Source organism: Streptosporangium roseum DSM 43021 (assembly GCF_000024865.1).
Lineage (GTDB): Bacteria > Actinomycetota > Actinomycetes > Streptosporangiales > Streptosporangiaceae > Streptosporangium > Streptosporangium roseum.
The window spans coordinates 4,647,857-4,663,976 of sequence record NC_013595.1 but is presented as its reverse complement, the minus strand read 5'-3'; the positions used below and the strand labels follow the sequence as shown (position 1 = coordinate 4,663,976).

The 16,120-nt window shown below is 71.7% G+C and carries 15 protein-coding genes; 5 read left to right on the top strand and 10 right to left on the bottom strand.

Annotated features, from left to right (window positions below):
• Positions 1-143: 143 nt before the first annotated feature.
• From SROS_RS20340 to SROS_RS20320, 5 genes are all read right to left on the bottom strand, one after another.
• Positions 144-1,244: a beta-ketoacyl synthase N-terminal-like domain-containing protein gene (locus tag SROS_RS20340; protein WP_043656161.1), complete on the bottom strand. Its 1,101-nt coding sequence runs from the start codon at positions 1,242-1,244 to the stop codon at positions 144-146.
• Positions 1,245-1,249: 5 nt separating this feature from the next.
• The gene (locus SROS_RS20335; protein ID WP_012890834.1) at positions 1,250-2,473 is read right to left on the bottom strand and encodes a beta-ketoacyl-[acyl-carrier-protein] synthase family protein; all 1,224 of its coding nucleotides are present in this window, start codon (positions 2,471-2,473) and stop codon (positions 1,250-1,252) included.
• Positions 2,466-2,741: an acyl carrier protein gene (locus SROS_RS20330; protein ID WP_012890833.1), complete on the bottom strand. Its 276-nt coding sequence runs from the start codon at positions 2,739-2,741 to the stop codon at positions 2,466-2,468. The genes SROS_RS20335 and SROS_RS20330 overlap by 8 nt, the downstream gene beginning before the upstream one ends.
• Before the next feature lie 119 nt (positions 2,742-2,860).
• A complete protein-coding gene (locus SROS_RS20325; RefSeq protein WP_012890832.1) occupies positions 2,861-3,892 on the bottom strand; it encodes an SGNH/GDSL hydrolase family protein in 1,032 nt (343 codons plus the stop codon).
• A 359-nt stretch (positions 3,893-4,251) separates the two neighbouring features.
• Positions 4,252-5,400 (bottom strand): nucleotide disphospho-sugar-binding domain-containing protein, encoded by a 1,149-nt coding sequence (locus tag SROS_RS20320; protein ID WP_012890831.1) that lies wholly within the window; start codon positions 5,398-5,400, stop codon positions 4,252-4,254.
• A gap of 330 nt (positions 5,401-5,730) precedes the next feature.
• Between SROS_RS20320 and SROS_RS20315 the strand changes: the two genes are divergently transcribed.
• Both SROS_RS20315 and SROS_RS20310 read left to right on the top strand, forming a co-directional pair.
• Positions 5,731-6,717 carry a daunorubicin resistance protein DrrA family ABC transporter ATP-binding protein gene (locus tag SROS_RS20315; protein WP_012890830.1) on the top strand — a complete coding sequence of 329 codons (987 nt, stop codon included), beginning with the start codon at positions 5,731-5,733 and terminating at the stop codon, positions 6,715-6,717.
• A 20-nt stretch (positions 6,718-6,737) separates the two neighbouring features.
• Positions 6,738-7,547: an ABC transporter permease gene (locus tag SROS_RS20310; protein ID WP_012890829.1), complete on the top strand. Its 810-nt coding sequence runs from the start codon at positions 6,738-6,740 to the stop codon at positions 7,545-7,547.
• Between the two features lie 177 nt (positions 7,548-7,724).
• Here the strand turns inward: SROS_RS20310 and SROS_RS20305 are convergent, their stop codons facing one another.
• Positions 7,725-8,099 carry a SchA/CurD-like domain-containing protein gene (locus SROS_RS20305; RefSeq protein WP_012890828.1) on the bottom strand — a complete coding sequence of 125 codons (375 nt, stop codon included), beginning with the start codon at positions 8,097-8,099 and terminating at the stop codon, positions 7,725-7,727.
• 207 nt (positions 8,100-8,306) lie between these two features.
• Here SROS_RS20305 and SROS_RS20300 point away from each other — a divergent pair, with 207 nt between their 5' ends.
• On the top strand, positions 8,307-9,902 hold the full coding sequence (locus SROS_RS20300; protein WP_012890827.1) for an FAD-dependent monooxygenase: 1,596 nt from the start codon (positions 8,307-8,309) through the stop codon (positions 9,900-9,902).
• A 103-nt stretch (positions 9,903-10,005) separates the two neighbouring features.
• Here the strand turns inward: SROS_RS20300 and SROS_RS20295 are convergent, their stop codons facing one another.
• The 4 genes from SROS_RS20295 to SROS_RS20280 all read right to left on the bottom strand — a co-directional run bounded on the left by SROS_RS20295 (position 10,006) and on the right by SROS_RS20280 (position 13,504).
• Positions 10,006-10,788 carry an SDR family NAD(P)-dependent oxidoreductase gene (locus tag SROS_RS20295; RefSeq protein ID WP_012890826.1) on the bottom strand — a complete coding sequence of 261 codons (783 nt, stop codon included), beginning with the start codon at positions 10,786-10,788 and terminating at the stop codon, positions 10,006-10,008.
• A gap of 28 nt (positions 10,789-10,816) precedes the next feature.
• Positions 10,817-11,518 carry an SDR family oxidoreductase gene (locus SROS_RS20290; RefSeq protein WP_012890825.1) on the bottom strand — a complete coding sequence of 234 codons (702 nt, stop codon included), beginning with the start codon at positions 11,516-11,518 and terminating at the stop codon, positions 10,817-10,819.
• A gap of 69 nt (positions 11,519-11,587) precedes the next feature.
• Positions 11,588-12,787: a cytochrome P450 gene (locus tag SROS_RS20285; RefSeq protein ID WP_012890824.1), complete on the bottom strand. Its 1,200-nt coding sequence runs from the start codon at positions 12,785-12,787 to the stop codon at positions 11,588-11,590.
• Between the two features lie 48 nt (positions 12,788-12,835).
• Positions 12,836-13,504: a TenA family protein gene (locus SROS_RS20280; protein ID WP_012890823.1), complete on the bottom strand. Its 669-nt coding sequence runs from the start codon at positions 13,502-13,504 to the stop codon at positions 12,836-12,838.
• 198 nt (positions 13,505-13,702) lie between these two features.
• Between SROS_RS20280 and SROS_RS20275 the strand changes: the two genes are divergently transcribed.
• Positions 13,703-14,455, top strand: coding sequence for an SDR family NAD(P)-dependent oxidoreductase (locus tag SROS_RS20275; RefSeq protein ID WP_012890822.1), 753 nt, complete (start codon positions 13,703-13,705; stop codon positions 14,453-14,455).
• A gap of 325 nt (positions 14,456-14,780) precedes the next feature.
• Complete coding sequence (locus SROS_RS20270; protein WP_012890821.1) at positions 14,781-16,001, top strand: IS110 family RNA-guided transposase; 1,221 nt, start codon at positions 14,781-14,783, stop codon at positions 15,999-16,001.
• Positions 16,002-16,120 lie beyond the last annotated feature (119 nt).

Genomic DNA, 16,120 nt, shown 5'->3' with positions numbered 1-16,120 from the left:
GCGGCGCCGGTTGACGGTGTACGTACCGCTACGCATGGCTTCCGTAGCCGATTCGCCGATCACTCATGTGATCGGCGAGAAACCCTCCGGCGTCGGGCGTGACCGGGTGCGCCGCCGGCGATCGGCTCTCGGGGAAGGACCCGTCAGAGAGCGGGGCGGCGCACCACCAGGCAGCCGACGTTGCCGTCGTCCCCGACGGAGGTCACCAGGGCCACGGGGCCCATGGCGGCGCCGTTGGCCCGCCACCCCGCGAGCAGCCCGGCGATCTGCAGAGCGCCGCTCGCGCTGAAGCTCTCGCCCATCAGAGCGGCGGTCCTGATCTGGTGGGGCGGCAGGGCGCCCAGGGCGCCGCGGACGCCGTCCTCCTCGGCCGCTCCCAGGCCGCGCAGGCCGGTCGCGCTCAACGAGACCGCGGTGACCGCCTCACCGGGCACGCCGCTGCGCCGCAGGGCGCGCTCGACGCACACGGCCAGGCCGCGGCGCACATCGGACATGCCCAGGGTGCCGACCTCGCAGGCGAGCAGCTCGGCCAGCGGCGCCCGGCCGGCCGCGGCGGCACCCTCGGACGTCTCGACGACGAACACCGCGGCTCCCTCGCCGACGGCCGCGGCCGGCGTGAGCGCGCCCGACAGGTACCAGGCCCATGCGGACTGGGGGCACAGCTCCTCCACCGCGCCGACCAGGGCGCGGTCGACGTGACCCTGGACGATCGCGTTGCGGGCGTACCGGACCGCGGCCAGACCCGACACCCGGCCGTCGGCGATCGTCGCGTTCACGCCGCGGAGCGCGTTCCAGATCGCGATCTGGCTCGCGCAGAAGTTCATCACCGAGTTGGGGAAGAAGCTGGCCCGCACCAGATACGGCTTCTCCCGCACGAGCGTCTCGCGCGAGAACTCGCTGGAGCTGCGGATGCTGCCCGTACTGGTCCCGATCACCACGCCGGTCCGCGCGCGGTCCTGGTCCGCCAGCGGCGCGCCGAGCCCCGCCAGCGCCCGGTTGCTCGCCACCAGAGCCAGCTGCGTGGTCCGGTCCAGGGACCGGATCCCCTTCCTGCCCAGGTACTCCTCCGGCCGGAGGTCCGGCGTCGCGGCCAGCGGCATGGGCGGGAACTCCCCGCCGATCGCCTCCAGATCGGCCTCCTCGCACCCGCCCCCGCTCATCGCGCCGGCGAGCGGCTCCAGGCCGACACCCGCGGGAGAGACCACCCCGCAGCCGGTGATCACGAGCGGGGCGACGGTCGTCATGGTCGTCACGCGGCTCTCCCCAGGATCGTGATCGCGTTGTTGCCGCCGAAGGCGAACCCGTGGTTCTGCACGATCCGCGGCGACGCCGCGCGTCCCGTGCCCGGGACGCAGTCCACGCCAGGGCCCAGCGCCGGATCGGTCTCCGTCACGTTGGCCGTGGGCGGCAGGAAGCCGTCGTGCAGCGCCATGCAGCAGATCAGCGCGCCGAAGCCGCTGGCGGCGCCCATCGTGTGGCCGATCATGGATTTTATCGAGCTGATCGGCGGCAGCTCGTCACCGAACACCTCCCGCACCGCCTTGACCTCGGTGGCGTCGTTGGTCGGGGTCCCCGTGCCGTGCGCGCAGATGTAGTCGATGTCCTCCGGGCGCACGCCGGCGTTGCGGTGTGCGGCTCGGATGCACTCGGCGATGCTGGTCGGGTCGGGCGCGACCGGGTGCTTGGCGTCGCAGTTGACGCCGTATCCGAGCACCTCGGCGTAGATCCGCGCCCCGCGGGCCACCGCGCCCTCCAGCGGCTCCAGGAACAGCGCCACACCGCCTTCGGCGGTCAGGATTCCCGAGCGGTGGGTGTCGAAGGGCCGGCACACCGACTCGGCCAGGGCGCCGAGCCGGTAGAAGCCGGCGTGCTCCCACCGGTTGACGGAGTCGGCCCCGCCGCTGATCATGAACTCGGCCTCTCCGGTCCGGACCATGTCGTAGGCGTAGCCCAGCGTGTAGTTGCTCGCCGAGCAGGCTGTCGCGATGGTGTGGGCCTCTCCGGTGAGCCCGAGCTCCGCGTTGACCGCCGTGGCGATCCGGCCGGCCGGGGCCTGGCGCACCAGCGCCGGGTCGAGATCCTTCAGGCCTCCGTGGACCCACTGGCTCGTGAGCGCCTCGATGACCGCCGACTCGCCGAGGGTGGTCCCCATCGCGGAGCCGGCGCGGGCGGCCGCGACCTGGCCGGGGTCGATGTCGGCGTCCATCAGCGCCAGCCGCGCGGCCGAGGCGGCGAAGAGGCTGCTGCGCCCCCACTCGTCGACGCGCAGCCTGCGCAGCAGCCGCTCCGGCTCGAAGTCGTGCACCTCGCCCGCGAAGGTGTAGGGGAACCCGCTGGCGTCGAAGCTCCGGATGGGCGACACGCCGCTGCGCCCCTCGCGGATGGCCTTGGCGAAGGTACGGGCTCCCGTGCCGAGGCTGCTCACCGCCCCCAGCCCGGTCACCACCACGCGGCGCGGGGCCCCTTCAGGCATCGAGGTCCGCCTCTTTCGCGTAGCGCGTCACGAGGCCGAGGACGGCGTTCAGGTTGATCATCTCGGGGAGGGCCTCGCTGGGGATGTGCACGCCCATGTCCCGCTCGATGCTGGCGATGATGTCGATGGCCAGCAACGAGTCGGCGCCGTGGTCGTTCACGAAATTGCTGGTCTCCGTGAGCTCGCCTGGTTCGAGGTCGAGAACGTCGGTGAGGATGTCGCGCAGCTGCTGGAGCCGCTCGTACCGGGTCGTTGCCGCTTGGGACATTGTTCTTCCTTTTCGAGGAGGTGCGACTTCGAGGAGGCGCGACTCGGATCTGACTCGTGCCGTGCCGTCTGGGCGATCGAGCGGCCGCCGATCGACGGGCTCCGACGGAGCGGCGGCTCTCACAGCGGGCGCGGCACGCTCCCGGCGGCCGGCGCCCCCGCGAGAGCCTGGTGGATCATCTCCGCGGCCTGCAGGTTGCCTCCGTCCGTGAAGTGCACGGTGTCGGCGAAGGAGTCTCCCGTGAACCGGTCCGCGGCCAGATTCAGGAAGGACACCCCCAGGCCGGCGCAGCCCTCGGCGAGCCGGTCGGCGTAGGCGTCCCAGTTCCTCTCGATGGCGCTGTGCAGGATGCCGAAAACGGGGGCGTCGAAGTCGTAGCGCTCCCTCTCCTCCGGGGTGATCGCGCGCGTGCGGGAGCTCGCGAACGGCTGGAGGCAGAAGAGGATCCGGGTCCCCTCGCCCGCCGCCCGGGACAGGAACGCGAGGTCCCGCAGGCGCCTGCGGGCGGCCTCCTCCATCCGGGGCAGGGTGTCGGCGAGGTCCCATGCGGCGGGTTTCCGGTGCGTGCGGCGGTAGGCCTCGAGGTCGGGGAGGGACTTGCCCGAGGCGAGCGTCGCGAGGTCGAACAGCGGGATCTCCCCCAGCTCGGCGAACGTGCGCTCGTAGGACACGGTGCCGAACAGGGTGTCCGGGGTCAGCGACCCCACCAGATTGACGAAGTCGGGCCCCCCGCCAATGATCACCACGGTGGACGCGGCGTGCAGGAAAGGCATGGCGGCGACCAGCTCCTGGAGGGAGACGGCCGCGCAGAGCCCCAGGTTGAGCTGCCGGACCCCGGTCAGGAAAGCGAGACGCGACGCCGGGGTGGCGCTGTCGGAGCTGGCCGCGAGGCCGATGGCCACCGAGTTGCCGAGCACGAGGCCGCCTCCGTCGGCGGAGAGCCAGGTGGCGCTGTCGACCGTGCCGAACGGCGAGTCGGAGAGGCGGAAGCCCTCCTCGTCGGTGTTGAGCACGGCCGAACGGTGGCCCGGAGCGAGGGTGAATCCCAGGAAGGGATGCAGGTAAAGGTCGAGGCCGTGCCTCTCGAGCAGCATTCCCCCGCGATGCCGCTGCGCGAAGGATTCGTGTTCGAAGTTGGGAGAGGAGTTCATCAAATCTCCTTGAGCGTGGATACCCCCGCCCTCGGGCGGGGGGGGGAAACCCGGCGCGGCGGGGCGCGATTCGGCAACGTGTCCGGCAGCGGCGATGGCCAAGCCGCTGCTCGCGTGATCGGCGATACCCTCGCCGCCGGGCCGGCGGAGAGGTGAAACGCCTGTGGAGCCGGTGTAAGACCTCAACGGAGACTCCCTCCTGGCGGGCGACCGGCGGTGAAGCAGGAAGTCTCACGGGCGTCCGTGGGAATCCCCTCCCCTCGAAGAGGGGAGGAGGTCAACCCGGCCGGTCTCGTTCAGAGGCTCGCACCGGAAGATCGAGAGTGGCTCGTGAACGGCTCGACAGCGGCCGGTGCCGGTCACGGCCGGGCGGCACCCGTCGCGAGGAGTTCGAGCTCGCGCACGACCCGCGCCGGCGACGGCTGGCCGCGCATCTCCTGCCGCAGCTCCTCCGCGGCGGCCCGGTAGGCGGGCGTGGCCAGCAGCTCGGCCAGCCGGTCGCCGATCGCCGCCGGGTCCTCCACCGGCGCCGCGAGCACGGTGCCGGCCCCCGCCTCGGCGAGCCGGCCCGCGTGGCGCACGTGGTCGGGCAGGCGCGGGAGGAGGAGCTGCGGCAGGCCGTGTGCCACGGCGGTCAGCAGCGTGCCCGCGCCGCCGTGGGCGACCACGGCGTCGCAGGTGGGGAGCAGCAGATGCAGCGGCGCGGATTCGGCGACGCGCACCTCGGGCGGCAGCGGGCCGAGCAGTGCCCGCTGGCCGGGCGTGACGGCCACCACCACGTCCACCTCAAGCGCGCTGATCGCCCGTACGGCCTGGCCTGCGAGGAAGAGCCCGGGGTCCACGCGGCTCAGCGTGGTGCCCCAGGTGACGCACACGCGCGGGCGGCCGGACGGCGCCGGTAGCTCCGGCGGCAGCATGCCCGGGCCGTTGTACGGGACGTAGCGCACCGGCAGCCGCCGGGAGCCGAGGGGCACCTGAAGCCCGGCGGGGCACGGGTCCACGGTCGCCACGCCGAACGGGTCGACGGTGTCCAGGCCCAGCTTCCCGGACAGCGGGCCGAGCGCGTCCGGGAGGAACCGTCCGACGACGCTCATGAGGTCGGTGCCGTACAGGTGCCGCACGGCCGGGATGCCCAGCGCGGCGGCCGCCAGCGGCCCGGCGAAGGCCGTGGGCTCGAACACGATGAGGTCGGCGCGCCAGCTCCTGCCGAGTTCGACGAGGTCGTCGACCATGGCCTCCGCCAGCGCGGTCAGCAGGCCGAGGACACGCGGGCCGCCTGCGCCCGGCTGCCGCCCCGGCGGCGGCAGCGCGATGTCCCGGAAGGTCGCCACCGCGTCCACGTCGCGGCCGACCGACGCGCCGGGCAGGCCGGTGCGTGAGATCGCATCGGTGAGCTCCGGCTGGCTTGCCACCAGCACCTCGTGGCCGGCGGCCCGGCACGCCCACGCGACCGGAACCATCGCGTACAGGTGTGACGGCCATGCCCAGGCAGTGAAGAGTATGCGCATCCGCCCATGGCAGCACCTGCCGCTTGTCGACGCCTCCACCGCCGCTCAAGGCCGGGCGGTCACCATCTCCTCGTCCTCCTCGTCACGGACGGCGGACCGGGGGCCTCCCCCGGAAAGTCGCGGGGAACTCCCGCGGGACGGGCGCCGGCCCGCCGTACGGGCCGGGAAATGGCGTCGATTTCCGGCGCGTCGGCGGGAGGGCGGCCCCGGGTGAATTGGACGGAATAAAAAGAATGCCCGGCCTGAATGCCGTTCCGGATATTGCTTGACGGGCCGGTGGGCCATAAACAGAATGACGTTTTACGCTGAGGCGAAGTTCGAGGTGATGCAATGGCGGAGCTCACGATCGAGGCGCGGGGACTGGTCAAGCGTTTTGGCAGGAAAACGGCTCTGGACGGGCTTGATCTCGCGGTCGAACCGGGACAGGTCGTGGCGGTCCTGGGCCCCAACGGCGCCGGGAAGACGACATTCGTCCGGGCGGTGGCGACCCTGCTGCGCCTCGACGGCGGCACGCTGCGGGTGGCGGGCTTCGATGTGCGGCGCGAGCCGGAGGAGGTCCGCCGCGCGATCGGGCTCGCGGGCCAGTACGCCTCGGTGGAGCCGGCCATGACCGGACGGGAGAACCTGGAGATGGTGGCGCGGCTCTACGGCCAGCCGGCCCGTACGGCCCGTACCAGCGCCGCACGCGTCCTTGAGCGTTTCGGCCTCGCGGGTGACGCCGACCGGCTCGCGCGGACCTATTCGGGCGGGATGCGGCGCAAGCTGGACCTGGGAGCCAGCCTGGTGAGCACGCCCCGCCTGCTGCTGCTGGACGAGCCGACGACCGGCCTGGACCCGCGCTCCCGCATCGAGCTGTGGGACGCGATCGACGGTCTCGTCGAACAAGGCACCGACGTGCTGCTCACCACCCAGTACCTGGACGAGGCGGAACGCCTGGCCGGCCACATCGTGATCATCGACCACGGGCGGGCGGTGGCCTCCGGGCCCCCCGCCGAGCTGAAGCGGCGTGTCGGCGGCAACGTGCTGGAGGTGCACGTGCGCGACCGCGCGGACCTGGCGGCGGTCGCCGCCGCCCTGGCCCACCCCGGTCACGCCGCGCCCCAGGTCGACGAGGCGACCCGCCGCGTCAGCGTGGGCGCGGGCGACGGGGACGCCGTCGGGGGGCTGCTCGCCGGCCTGCGGGCCGTCGAGGACACGGGGGTGGAGCTCTCCGGCGTCAGCGTGCGCCAGCCCGGCCTCGAAGAGGTCTTCCTCGCGCTGACCGGCCAGGACGCGGTGGACGGGACGCTCGGCGCACGCGGTGAGGCGATGCGGTGAGATCGGGAGAGGAGACGGCCATGACCTCCGTCACGGCTGCCGGCCGGCGCAGGGCCGGCCTGGTGACCGGCACGTTCCTCGTCGCCAGGCGGGCCGTGCTGACCTTCCTGCGGACGCCCCAGCTCGTCATCGTCGGCACCGTGCAGCTCGTGGGCTTCCTGGTGACCTTCCGCTACGTCTTCGGCGGCGCGTTCGGGACCAGCCGGGGCCTGCCCTACGTCGACTTCGCCGTTCCCGGCTTCATCGCCGCCGGAGTGCCCTTCACCCTCATCGGCACCGCTGTCGTGATGGCCGAGGACCTCCAGAGGGGGTTCGTCGACCGCCTGCGCTCGCTGCCGTTCCCGTCCGCGGCCGTGCTGACCGGACGCGTGCTCGCCGACAGCGTGGTGCTCACCTGGAGCCTGGCGGTCGCGACGCTGGTCGGTTTCGCCATCGGCTTCCGCCTGCACGGCTCGATCCCGCAGGGGCTGGCGGCGTTCGGGCTGTGCCTGGTGTTCGGGCTCGCCTTCAGCTGGGTCTTCATCACCCTCGGACTGGTCGCCGGGAACGGCCAGGCCGCGCAGGGCATGGCGATGCTCGTCTTCCCGCTGACCTTCGGGTCGAGCGCGTACGTGCCGGTCGAGACCATGCCGGGCTGGCTGCGCGCGTTCGCCGACAACCAGCCGGTCACGTGGATGGCCAACGCCGTACGGGCGCTCACCCTCGGCGACCGCTCCCGGGACTTCCTCGGCCACAGCGCCGCGTACTACGTCACGCACTCCCTGATATGGGCCGCCGGCATCATGATCGTGTTCTCCGCCCTGGCCGTGGCCTGCTTCCGGCGGAGCTGATCCGCCTCCGAGACGCCCCCGGCCGGCGGCCCCGCCTCCTCCCCCGGCGGCCGTCGGCGGTCCGCCCGGCCCTGCCACGGCGGAAGCCGGCTGTGGCGGGCGCGTCGCGGATCCCCCGGCGCGCCCGCCACGGCTCTCCCCCTCGAGACCGGCTGGAGCCGTCCTCGAACCGCCGGCCTAGGCGAGCTGCCGGGGCACGGACAGCTGGGTGACGCAGCGCAGCATGCTGCTCTTGAACGTCCGGACGAACCCCTCGACCGTGGTGGTGTCGCGCGGCGAGTTGAGGTACGGCCTGAGCTTGCGCTCCACCTCCTGAACGCCCGGCTGGGCGGCCATGTGCCGCGCCACCGCGTCCAGGTCGCCTTCGAACTCGATGAACCGCACCAGCAGGCTGTCCCTGATGAACACCGCGGTGGCCAGGATCCGGCCGGCCTGCCCGCCGTCGGCGCCGGGGACCACAGCGGATCTCGGCCGCTGGAAATTACTGAAGACCTCGGCGACCCTGTCCTCATTCCCGCCTTTTATGTCATAAGTGATCGCTACGAACGGCATCGCATTCTCCCTCGGCATCCGTTGATGTGCCGAGAATGCGCGGCCGAGCTCGGACGCGGCTCGAACGGCGGTCGGCCGCGGGCGTCGTCCAACCGCCCCAGCGATGTTCGAGCCGGCCGTGAAAACCTCACAGGAGGAAGGCTGGAGGTCGAATATGCCGAGTAACCGGTTGGCGCGCTGGAAAAGCACCGGAAAAGGGAGGGCGAAATGACGGCGCATGACGAGACCACGCCGGTCCTCATCGTCGGCGGCGGATACGCGGGCCTGGCATCCTCACTGTTCCTGTCGCACCACGGTGTGCGCTCGGTGCTGGTGGACCGCCATCCGGCCGTGTCCATCCAGGGCCGCGCGCGCGGGATCAACCAGCGGACCATGGAGATCTACCGCCCGCTCGGCATAGAGGCGCGCATCAGGGAGGTCGGCCGGCCCTTTGACGAGGAGGCGGGCGTGGTCCGCTGCGAGAGCCTCGCGGGCGAATGGGACTGGATCCTGGAGGAGGACACGCGCGGTGCACTGCCCGAGCTGACCGCCTGCGAGTTCGGCATGGCCGACCAGCGCAGCGTGGAGCCCATCCTGATCGACGCCGCGCGCGGCGAAGGCGCCGACATCCGGTTCGGCACGCAGTGCGTCTCGGTCGAGGCGGACGCCGACGGCGTCACGGCGGTGACCGAGGACCGCGCCACCGGGCGACGGCGCACCGTGCGGTCGGACTACCTCATCGCGGCCGACGGCTTCCGCGGCACCATCGGGCGGCGGCTGGGTGTCGCCCGCTCCGGGCCGGGTGTCACCCAGCACTGGGTGACCTTCGTCGTCGAGGCCGACCTGTCGGAGATCGTGAGGAAGAGGGCCCTGTTCTGGATCGTCGTCAACCCCGAGATCGGCCTCGGCTCGTTCCTCACCACGGCGGTCCCGGACCAGTGGGCGATCAGTGTCACCTACGACCCCGGGAAGGAGTCGGCGGCCGGCTTCACGCCCGAGCGGTGCGCCGAGGTGGCGAGGGCGGTCATCGGCCGGGACGTCGCCGTCAGGATCCTGGACATCGCGAGCTGGGAGGAGGCGGTCGGGGTCGCCGACCGGTTCCGCAGCGGCCGGGTCTTCCTCGCCGGGGACAGCGCGCACGTGTGGCCGCCGGCCGGCGCGATGGGGGCGAACGCCGCCGTGCAGGACGCCCACAACCTGGCCTGGAAGCTCGCCGCCGCGATCAACGGCTGGGCGGCTGACAGCCTGCTCGACACCTACGGAGCCGAGCGCCGTCCGGTCGCGGAGGCCCTGGCGGACATCACCGTACGGCGCCAGCAGGCCCGGTTCGGCGGCGACCCGGACGGGGACGACGTGGACGACGTGCTGTGCACCCTCGGCCAGCGGTACCGGTCCTCGGCGGTCGCCGGCGCCGGGCACGACACGGTCTACGGCGACAAGCTGGAACAGCGGGCCGTCCCCGGCACGCGCGCTCCGCATCTCCGGCTCGGCCTGGACGGCGGCCCGATCGCCGTGCACGACCTCTTCCACGATGCCTTCGTCCTGCTCACCGGATCCGCCGGCACCGCGTGGACGGACGCGGTGCGCGAGGTCGCCGGCCGGACCTCCATCCCGCTGCGGGCCTACCGCGTCGGCTCGGCCTCGGCCGGCGCCGAGCTGATCGACCTCGACGGCAACTGGCAGTCCCGTTACGACCTCGGCCGTGACGGCGCGGTGCTCGTCCGCCCCGACGGCTACGTGGCCTGGCGGAGCGCCGCCCCGGGCGGAGACCCCGCGGCGCTGCTCACCGACACGCTCCACCGGCTCCTCGGCACGGCGGGCTGACCCGCGGACGACGACCGCCGCGGCCGGGGGCGGGCTGGACACCCGCCCCCGGCCGCGGCGTTCACACCGCTCGCAGGATGTCACCGGCGCGCGGCGGGACCGTTCACGCCGGGCGGTTGTAGTGCGCCGGAGGGGCCATGCCGGCGTCGATCGTGTAGTCCGAACCCGTTATGCTCCGCACCTTGCCGGACGCCAGCAGCACCACCAGCGCCGCCACCTCGTCGGGTTCGATTATCTTGCCGGTGGACAGCCCGGCCATCTTGGGGACCGACGCGAGAAACTCCTCCGGTGACAGCCCGGCTCTCCGCGCGATCTCCGGATTCGTCCAGAGCCTGGTCCGTACCGGCCCGGGAGAGATGGTGTTGACGCGGACGCCCAGCGAGCTGAACTCCGCGGAGAGCGCCTTGCCGATGTTGGCGAGCGCGGCCTTGGCCGCGGAGTAGTGGGCGAGGCGGGGATCCACCATGCTCGCGTTCATCGACCCGATGTTGACGATCGCGCCGTTGCGTTCGATCAGGCTGGGCAGCGCCGCGCGGGTCGCCCGTATCGTGGTGAAGACGTTGAGCTCGAACGCGTGCTGCCAGACGTCGTCATCGATGTCGAGGAAGCCGGACGCCAGCTTCACGCCGCCACCGACGTTGTTGACGAGTATGTCGACGCCGCCGAACTCGGCGAGCGCCCGGTCCACCAGCAGCTGCGGCCCTTTCGGGGTGACGAGGTCGACCTCGAACACGTGCGGGGTGGCGGCGAGCAGCTCCGGGGTGATGGTGCGTGCTCCGCCGAACACGTCCGCGCCCGCCGAGGCGAGTGCCTGTACGACTGCCAGCCCGATCCCGGCGCCGGCCCCGGTGACCACGGCCTTCTTACCGGAAAGGTCGAATTCCATGCCGTCTCCTGTTCTTGGGACGCGGGCCTCAGCCCTGGCCGCGTCTCTCGGTGAGGAACTGCCCGGTCGGCCCGTCGGCTGGAAGGGTCGCCACGTCGGCGATGAACCGGGCCGCCTCTTCGGGAGTGGTCTGCTGGGTCGGCATCATCCTGGTGCGCACCCGTCCCGGGTTCACCGCGTTCACCAGCACTCCCGACCCCGCGGTCTGGGCGGCCAGCATCGTCGTGAGCCCGTTCAGCGCGCTCTTCGAGATCGAGTAGCCAGGCGCGCCGGTGAACAGGGCGCCGCCGAACTCGGCGGTGGTGCCGCTGGAGACCAGCACCACGCGGCCCCACCCCCGGCCGACCATGGGCGGCACGAACGCCTGCGCCACCCGCCACGACCCGAGCAGATTCACCCGCAACGTCTGCTCGACGAGTTCGAGCGGCGCCGACAGCGGATCGGTGCCCGCGTCCAGCAGCACGCCGGCGTTGCACACCAGCACGTCGACCGGGCCCGTCTCCTTGCTCAACCGGGCGGCGCCGTCCGGATCCGTGATGTCCAGCTCGTGCGAGCGCGCGCCGGGACCGATCCCGGCGGCCGCTGCGCGGGCCTCGTCGGCGTTCCGCGCGGTCACCACCACCCGCAGGCCCCGGCCGTACAGCTCGGCGGCGACCGCGCGGCCGATGCCGCGGTTGGCTCCGGTGACAAGAGCGGTGCGCCGCTCGGCCGCCGCGTCGCCGTACGTCATCCGTCCACCTCCATGGGGTAGCAGGCCGGCCGCGTTCCGGAGGGACCTGCGCCGGCTCGGATCACCCGCTCACCAGGTGACCGGGATCTCGCTGAAGCCCTCCATGAATCCGCCGAGGCCCCGGGGCATATCGTCGGCGGGGACCGCGAGGCGGATGCCGGGGAACCGGCGCAGCAGGCTCTCGGTCGCGACCTGGAGCTCCATCCGGGCCAGCGCCGCCCCCACGCAGTAGTGGATGCCGGCGCCGAAGGTCATGTGGTGGTTCTCCTTACGCCGGATGTCCAGCGTGAAGGGGTCGGTGAAGACGCTCTCGTCCATGTTGGCCGACTCTTCCGACAGCAGGACGCTGGACCCGCTCTTGATCGTCGTGCCGTCGGACAGCTCGATGTCCGTCAGCGCGTAGCGCAGGGTGCCGATCGAGGACCCCATGATCTGCGTCCGCAGCAGTTCCTCCACCGCCGACGGCACCAGCGAGTAGTCGGCCCGGATCTCCTCGACCAGATCCCGCCGGTGCAGCAGCACGGCGGTCCCGGTGCCGATCTGGCTCGCCGTGGTGACGTAGCCGGCGATGAGCAGGCTCTGCGTCCAGAAATGCAGCTCGTGCTCGGAGAGCCGGTTGTCGTCCTCGTCCCGGGCCTTGATCAGGGCGCCGATCAGGTCGTCCTCCGGATCCGCCCGCTTGGCCGCGATCAGCTCGACGAGATAGTCCCACAGGCCCTTGCGGCATTCCTCGACCTCCTCCGGCGGCAGCTTGGTCACCGAGAGGAATCCGTCCACCAGCCTGCGGAACTTGTTCCTGTCCTCGGGCGGGATGCCGAGCAGCTTGCAGATCACCAGGATCGGCAGCGGGAAGGCGAGCGCCTCGTTCAGATCGACCGGCCCCCGCCCCTCCGCCATCTTCTCCATCAGGTCATCGGTGATCGCCTGCGCGAACGGGCGCAGCAGCTCTATCCGGCGCGCGGTGAACGCCTTGGTCACCAGGCCGCGCATCCGCGTGTGGTCCGGCGGGTCGGCGTCGATCTCGGGGTCGACGAACAGCTCGTTGTCGGCGGAGATCCTCGCGACACCCGGCCTGGCTATGTTCTTGCTCAGCCGTTCGTCCGCGAACAGCCTCCTGACGTCCTTGTAGCGGGTCACCATCACCGCCGTGTCGCCGCTGGGCAGCCTGACCTCGACGAGGGCCTTCTCTCGCAGCCCGCGCAGCCCGTCGGGGACCTCCATCGGCGGTGTCCACTGGAAGGGGTAGGGGATCGGACTTCTGGTGTTCATCTCGCTGGTGGCCTTTCTCGTCGGCTGCTCGTGTCCAGGACCCACGTGTCACACCGGCCATGAGGGCTGTCGTATGCAGCATTCGGCGAATGCCCATTCGTAACGGACGCTGATGGAGAACTGCTCGACGATCAGCTGACGCTCCCGGGCGGAGCAGCTCTCACCGGCCCGGTCGACCATGTCGAGGAACGCCCGCACCGCGTACCCGTAGGAGTCGCCCGGGTGGTAGACCTCGATCCACGGCAGGTAGCGAGAGCCGGGCGCCGCGTCGCGCCTCAGGTTGTCGGACACCTCGGCGTTGAACCACACCATGGGGAGCAGCGCGCCGACGCCCGCGTAGAAGGACCGCGCGCTGGCGGCCGCGAAGAACGACGCGTGCGCCTGGGTGGCCGGATCCGCCGGAAGCCCCGCCTGGAGTTCCGGCAGGCCGAGCTCGCCCGCCAAGGTGGTGTAGGCCCGGCGCAGCCGGTCCCGGGCCGTCAGCGTGCCGACGACCGACTGCCCGAGCAGGAGCGTGTCCGCGTCGTCCGGGGCGGCCGCCGCGCACCGGGCCAGGGCGCGGGCGTAGGCGGGCAGCAGGAACCCGGTGTCCTGCTGGACGAAGCGGGCGAGCGCCTCCCCCGGTAGCGAGCCGTCCCGGAGGCCGGACCAGAAGGGATGGTCCTGCACCTTCCGCAGCAGCGGGTCCCTGATCTCCATGAGTTCTTCCTGCAGCATGGGCCTTCCTCCGTCACGGCGCGGACTCCGGTGGGGACGGTACCGGCCCCTGCTTGACGCCTCCTGGAGTTCCGGCCCCGGCGTACCCCGCAGGCGCGCTCCAGCCTGTCTCGAGCCCGTCGGCGGAGAGTGATGAACGGCATGTCCTCGATGCCGGGCAGCAGACACAGCCGAACAGCGAAGCCGGAGGAATACGCGATGGACCTTGGCCTGGAAGACAAGCGGGTACTGATCACCGGCGCCACCCGCGGCATCGGCCTCGCGACCGCGCGCGTGTTCGCCGAGGAGCGGGCCCGGGTCGCCATCACCTACCACACCTCCGACGCAGTGGCCAAGCGCGTGGTCGAGGAGCTCGGCGGCGAGGATCGGGCGTGCGCCCTCCGGTGCGACCTCGCCGATCCGGCCTCCATCAGGGAGGCGGTGGGCGCGGTCGAGAGCCGCTGGGGCGGGGTCGACGTCGTCGTGGCCAACGCCCAGACGTGGGTGTGGGTCAATCCCGAGGACCTGCCTCCGTACCAGGACTTCCCCATGGACTACTGGCTCGCCCGGTTCCGCGAGAACGTCGAAGGCCACATGTGGACCGTCCGCCAGGCCCTGGGCGGGATGCGCGAACGCGGCTGGGGGCGGATCGTGCTGCTGTCCTCGGTCACCGCGACCCACGGGAATCCGGGCTCGGAGCTCTACAGCGCGGCCAAGGCGTCGCTGCACGGGTTCGCGCGGGCGCTGATGTGGACCCGGGACGGCGTGCTCGCGAACGTGGTCGCGCCCGGGGGCACGCTGACGGAGAGTCTTGAGGCGGTGGCCCCGGAGCTGCTGGAGCAGGCGGCGCGGGAAACTCCGAGCGGGCGCCTGAGCACCGCGGAGGAGGTCGCGCGCGTGATCGTTTTCCTCTGCTCCGAGGCGAACGGCAACATCAACGGTGAGGTCGTCCACACCGCCGGCGGGCGCTGATCGATCAGGGGGCCGGCATCCGGCCATCGCGCCGCAGAGTTCCCCTGCCCCCCTGCCCCTCCTCCTTCCCCTCCCCGGCTAATGGGAGCTACCGGGTCGGCTGTTCGGGCAGACTCGGTACCTGTAGCCGCTGGTGAGTGAGCACCCTCGTCGGCCGGACCTTGGAGTCCTGGGGTCAGATCGTGCCCTCACCGGTGGTCAGGGGTCTTGATCGCTGATGGGATGTCGTGCCCCCCGAGGATCTGGGGTGAGCACTGATCCATTAGTTCGCGGGCCGGCCCCTGCAGGCTGCTGACCGCTGTTGTCGATCGTCGTGGAGGTCGGGTTGCTGTTCGTCGGTGATGACTGGGCTGAAGACCATCACGATGTCGAGGTCCAAGACGAGGACGGCAAGGTGGTCAAGCGGGTCCGGCTGCCCGAGGGGATGGCCGGGATCACCCGGCTGCACGACCTGGTCGGCCGGTTCGTGGCCGAGGACGCCGACCCGTCCGACGTGCTCGTCTGCATCGAGGTCGATCGGGGCCCGTGGGTGCGGGCGCTGGTGGCCGCGGGCTATCGGGTGTTCGGCGTCGATCCCAAGCAGGCCGCCCGGCACCGGGAGATCCTCGGCAGCTCGGGGGCCAAGAGCGACAAGGGCGACGCCCACGCCCTGGCCGACATGATCCGCACCCGCCGCAACCAGCTGCGCCAGGTCGCCGGGGACTCGGAGATCGCAGAGGCCGTCAAGGTCGTCACCCGGGCGCATCAGACGTTGCTGTGGGAACGCACCCGGCACATGCTGCGCCTTCGGGTGGCGTTGCGGGACTACTTCCCCGCCGCCCTTGCCGCCTACAAGCCGCTCGGCCTCACCTCGGAGGCGGTGCTGAGGCTGCTGGCCAAGGCCCCCACCCCCGAGACGGCGGCCAAGCTGACGATCAACCAGATCAGCGCGACGCTCAAGGGCCGCCGCGACATCGGCGCCAAAGCCGCGGCGATCCAGGACGTGCTGCGGGGCGAGCACCTCGGCCAGGCCCCGCTCGTCACAGGTGCCTACGCCTCCACCGTGAAGGCCCTGGCCGCCGTCATCACCGTCCTGAACAGCGAGATCAAGACGCTTGAGGGTGAGGTCGAGGCTCATTTTGGCCGGCACCCGGACGCTGAGGTCATCCTCAGTCAGCCGGGCATCGGCGTCGTCCTCGGCGCCCGGGTGCTCGCCGAGTTCGGAGACGCCGAAGGCCGCTACGTGAGCGCGAGGGCCCGCAAGAACTACGCCGGAACCTCGCCGATCACCCGGCAGTTCGGCAAGACCAAGATTGTCCAGGCCCGGTTCGTCCACAACGACCGGCTCGTCGACGCTCTCCATCTCCAAGCCTCCTGCGCCCTCCTTCACGATCCTGAGGTCCGCGCTTACTACGACCAGCTCAAAGCCCGTGACGTCAGCCATAACGCCGCTCTCCGCCAAGTCGGCAACCGCCTGGTGGGCATCCTCCACGGCTGCCTCAAAACCCACACCACCTACGACCAGGCAACCGCATGGTCACATCGCAACCACGACCTCGCCGCTTGACATCTAACGTCCAGGGATGTCTGACCCCTGCCCCTCCCCGGCGGGACCGGACAGGTCCGGCCTCCATGGCTCCGACCGGATCGCCGACCGGGCAGGTCCGGCTTCCATGGCTCCGGCGG

Bases quoted from the DNA above. Each gene is read 5' to 3' on its own strand.
- SROS_RS20300 (WP_012890827.1), top strand. From the start codon at position 8,307: ATGACGGCGCATGACGAGACCACGCCGGTCCTCATCGTCGGCGGCGGA.
- SROS_RS20310 (WP_012890829.1), top strand. From the start codon at position 6,738: ATGACCTCCGTCACGGCTGCCGGCCGGCGCAGGGCCGGCCTGGTGACC.
- SROS_RS20275 (WP_012890822.1), top strand. From the start codon at position 13,703: ATGGACCTTGGCCTGGAAGACAAGCGGGTACTGATCACCGGCGCCACC.
- SROS_RS20285 (WP_012890824.1), bottom strand. From the start codon at position 12,787: ATGAACACCAGAAGTCCGATCCCCTACCCCTTCCAGTGGACACCGCCG.
- SROS_RS20320 (WP_012890831.1), bottom strand. From the start codon at position 5,400: ATGCGCATACTCTTCACTGCCTGGGCATGGCCGTCACACCTGTACGCG.
- SROS_RS20330 (WP_012890833.1), bottom strand. From the start codon at position 2,741: ATGTCCCAAGCGGCAACGACCCGGTACGAGCGGCTCCAGCAGCTGCGC.
- SROS_RS20325 (WP_012890832.1), bottom strand. From the start codon at position 3,892: ATGAACTCCTCTCCCAACTTCGAACACGAATCCTTCGCGCAGCGGCAT.
- SROS_RS20340 (WP_043656161.1), bottom strand. From the start codon at position 1,244: ATGACGACCGTCGCCCCGCTCGTGATCACCGGCTGCGGGGTGGTCTCT.
- SROS_RS20290 (WP_012890825.1), bottom strand. From the start codon at position 11,518: ATGACGTACGGCGACGCGGCGGCCGAGCGGCGCACCGCTCTTGTCACC.
- SROS_RS20305 (WP_012890828.1), bottom strand. From the start codon at position 8,099: ATGCCGTTCGTAGCGATCACTTATGACATAAAAGGCGGGAATGAGGAC.
- SROS_RS20335 (WP_012890834.1), bottom strand. From the start codon at position 2,473: ATGCCTGAAGGGGCCCCGCGCCGCGTGGTGGTGACCGGGCTGGGGGCG.
- SROS_RS20280 (WP_012890823.1), bottom strand. From the start codon at position 13,504: ATGCTGCAGGAAGAACTCATGGAGATCAGGGACCCGCTGCTGCGGAAG.
- SROS_RS20295 (WP_012890826.1), bottom strand. From the start codon at position 10,788: ATGGAATTCGACCTTTCCGGTAAGAAGGCCGTGGTCACCGGGGCCGGC.
- SROS_RS20315 (WP_012890830.1), top strand. From the start codon at position 5,731: ATGGCGGAGCTCACGATCGAGGCGCGGGGACTGGTCAAGCGTTTTGGC.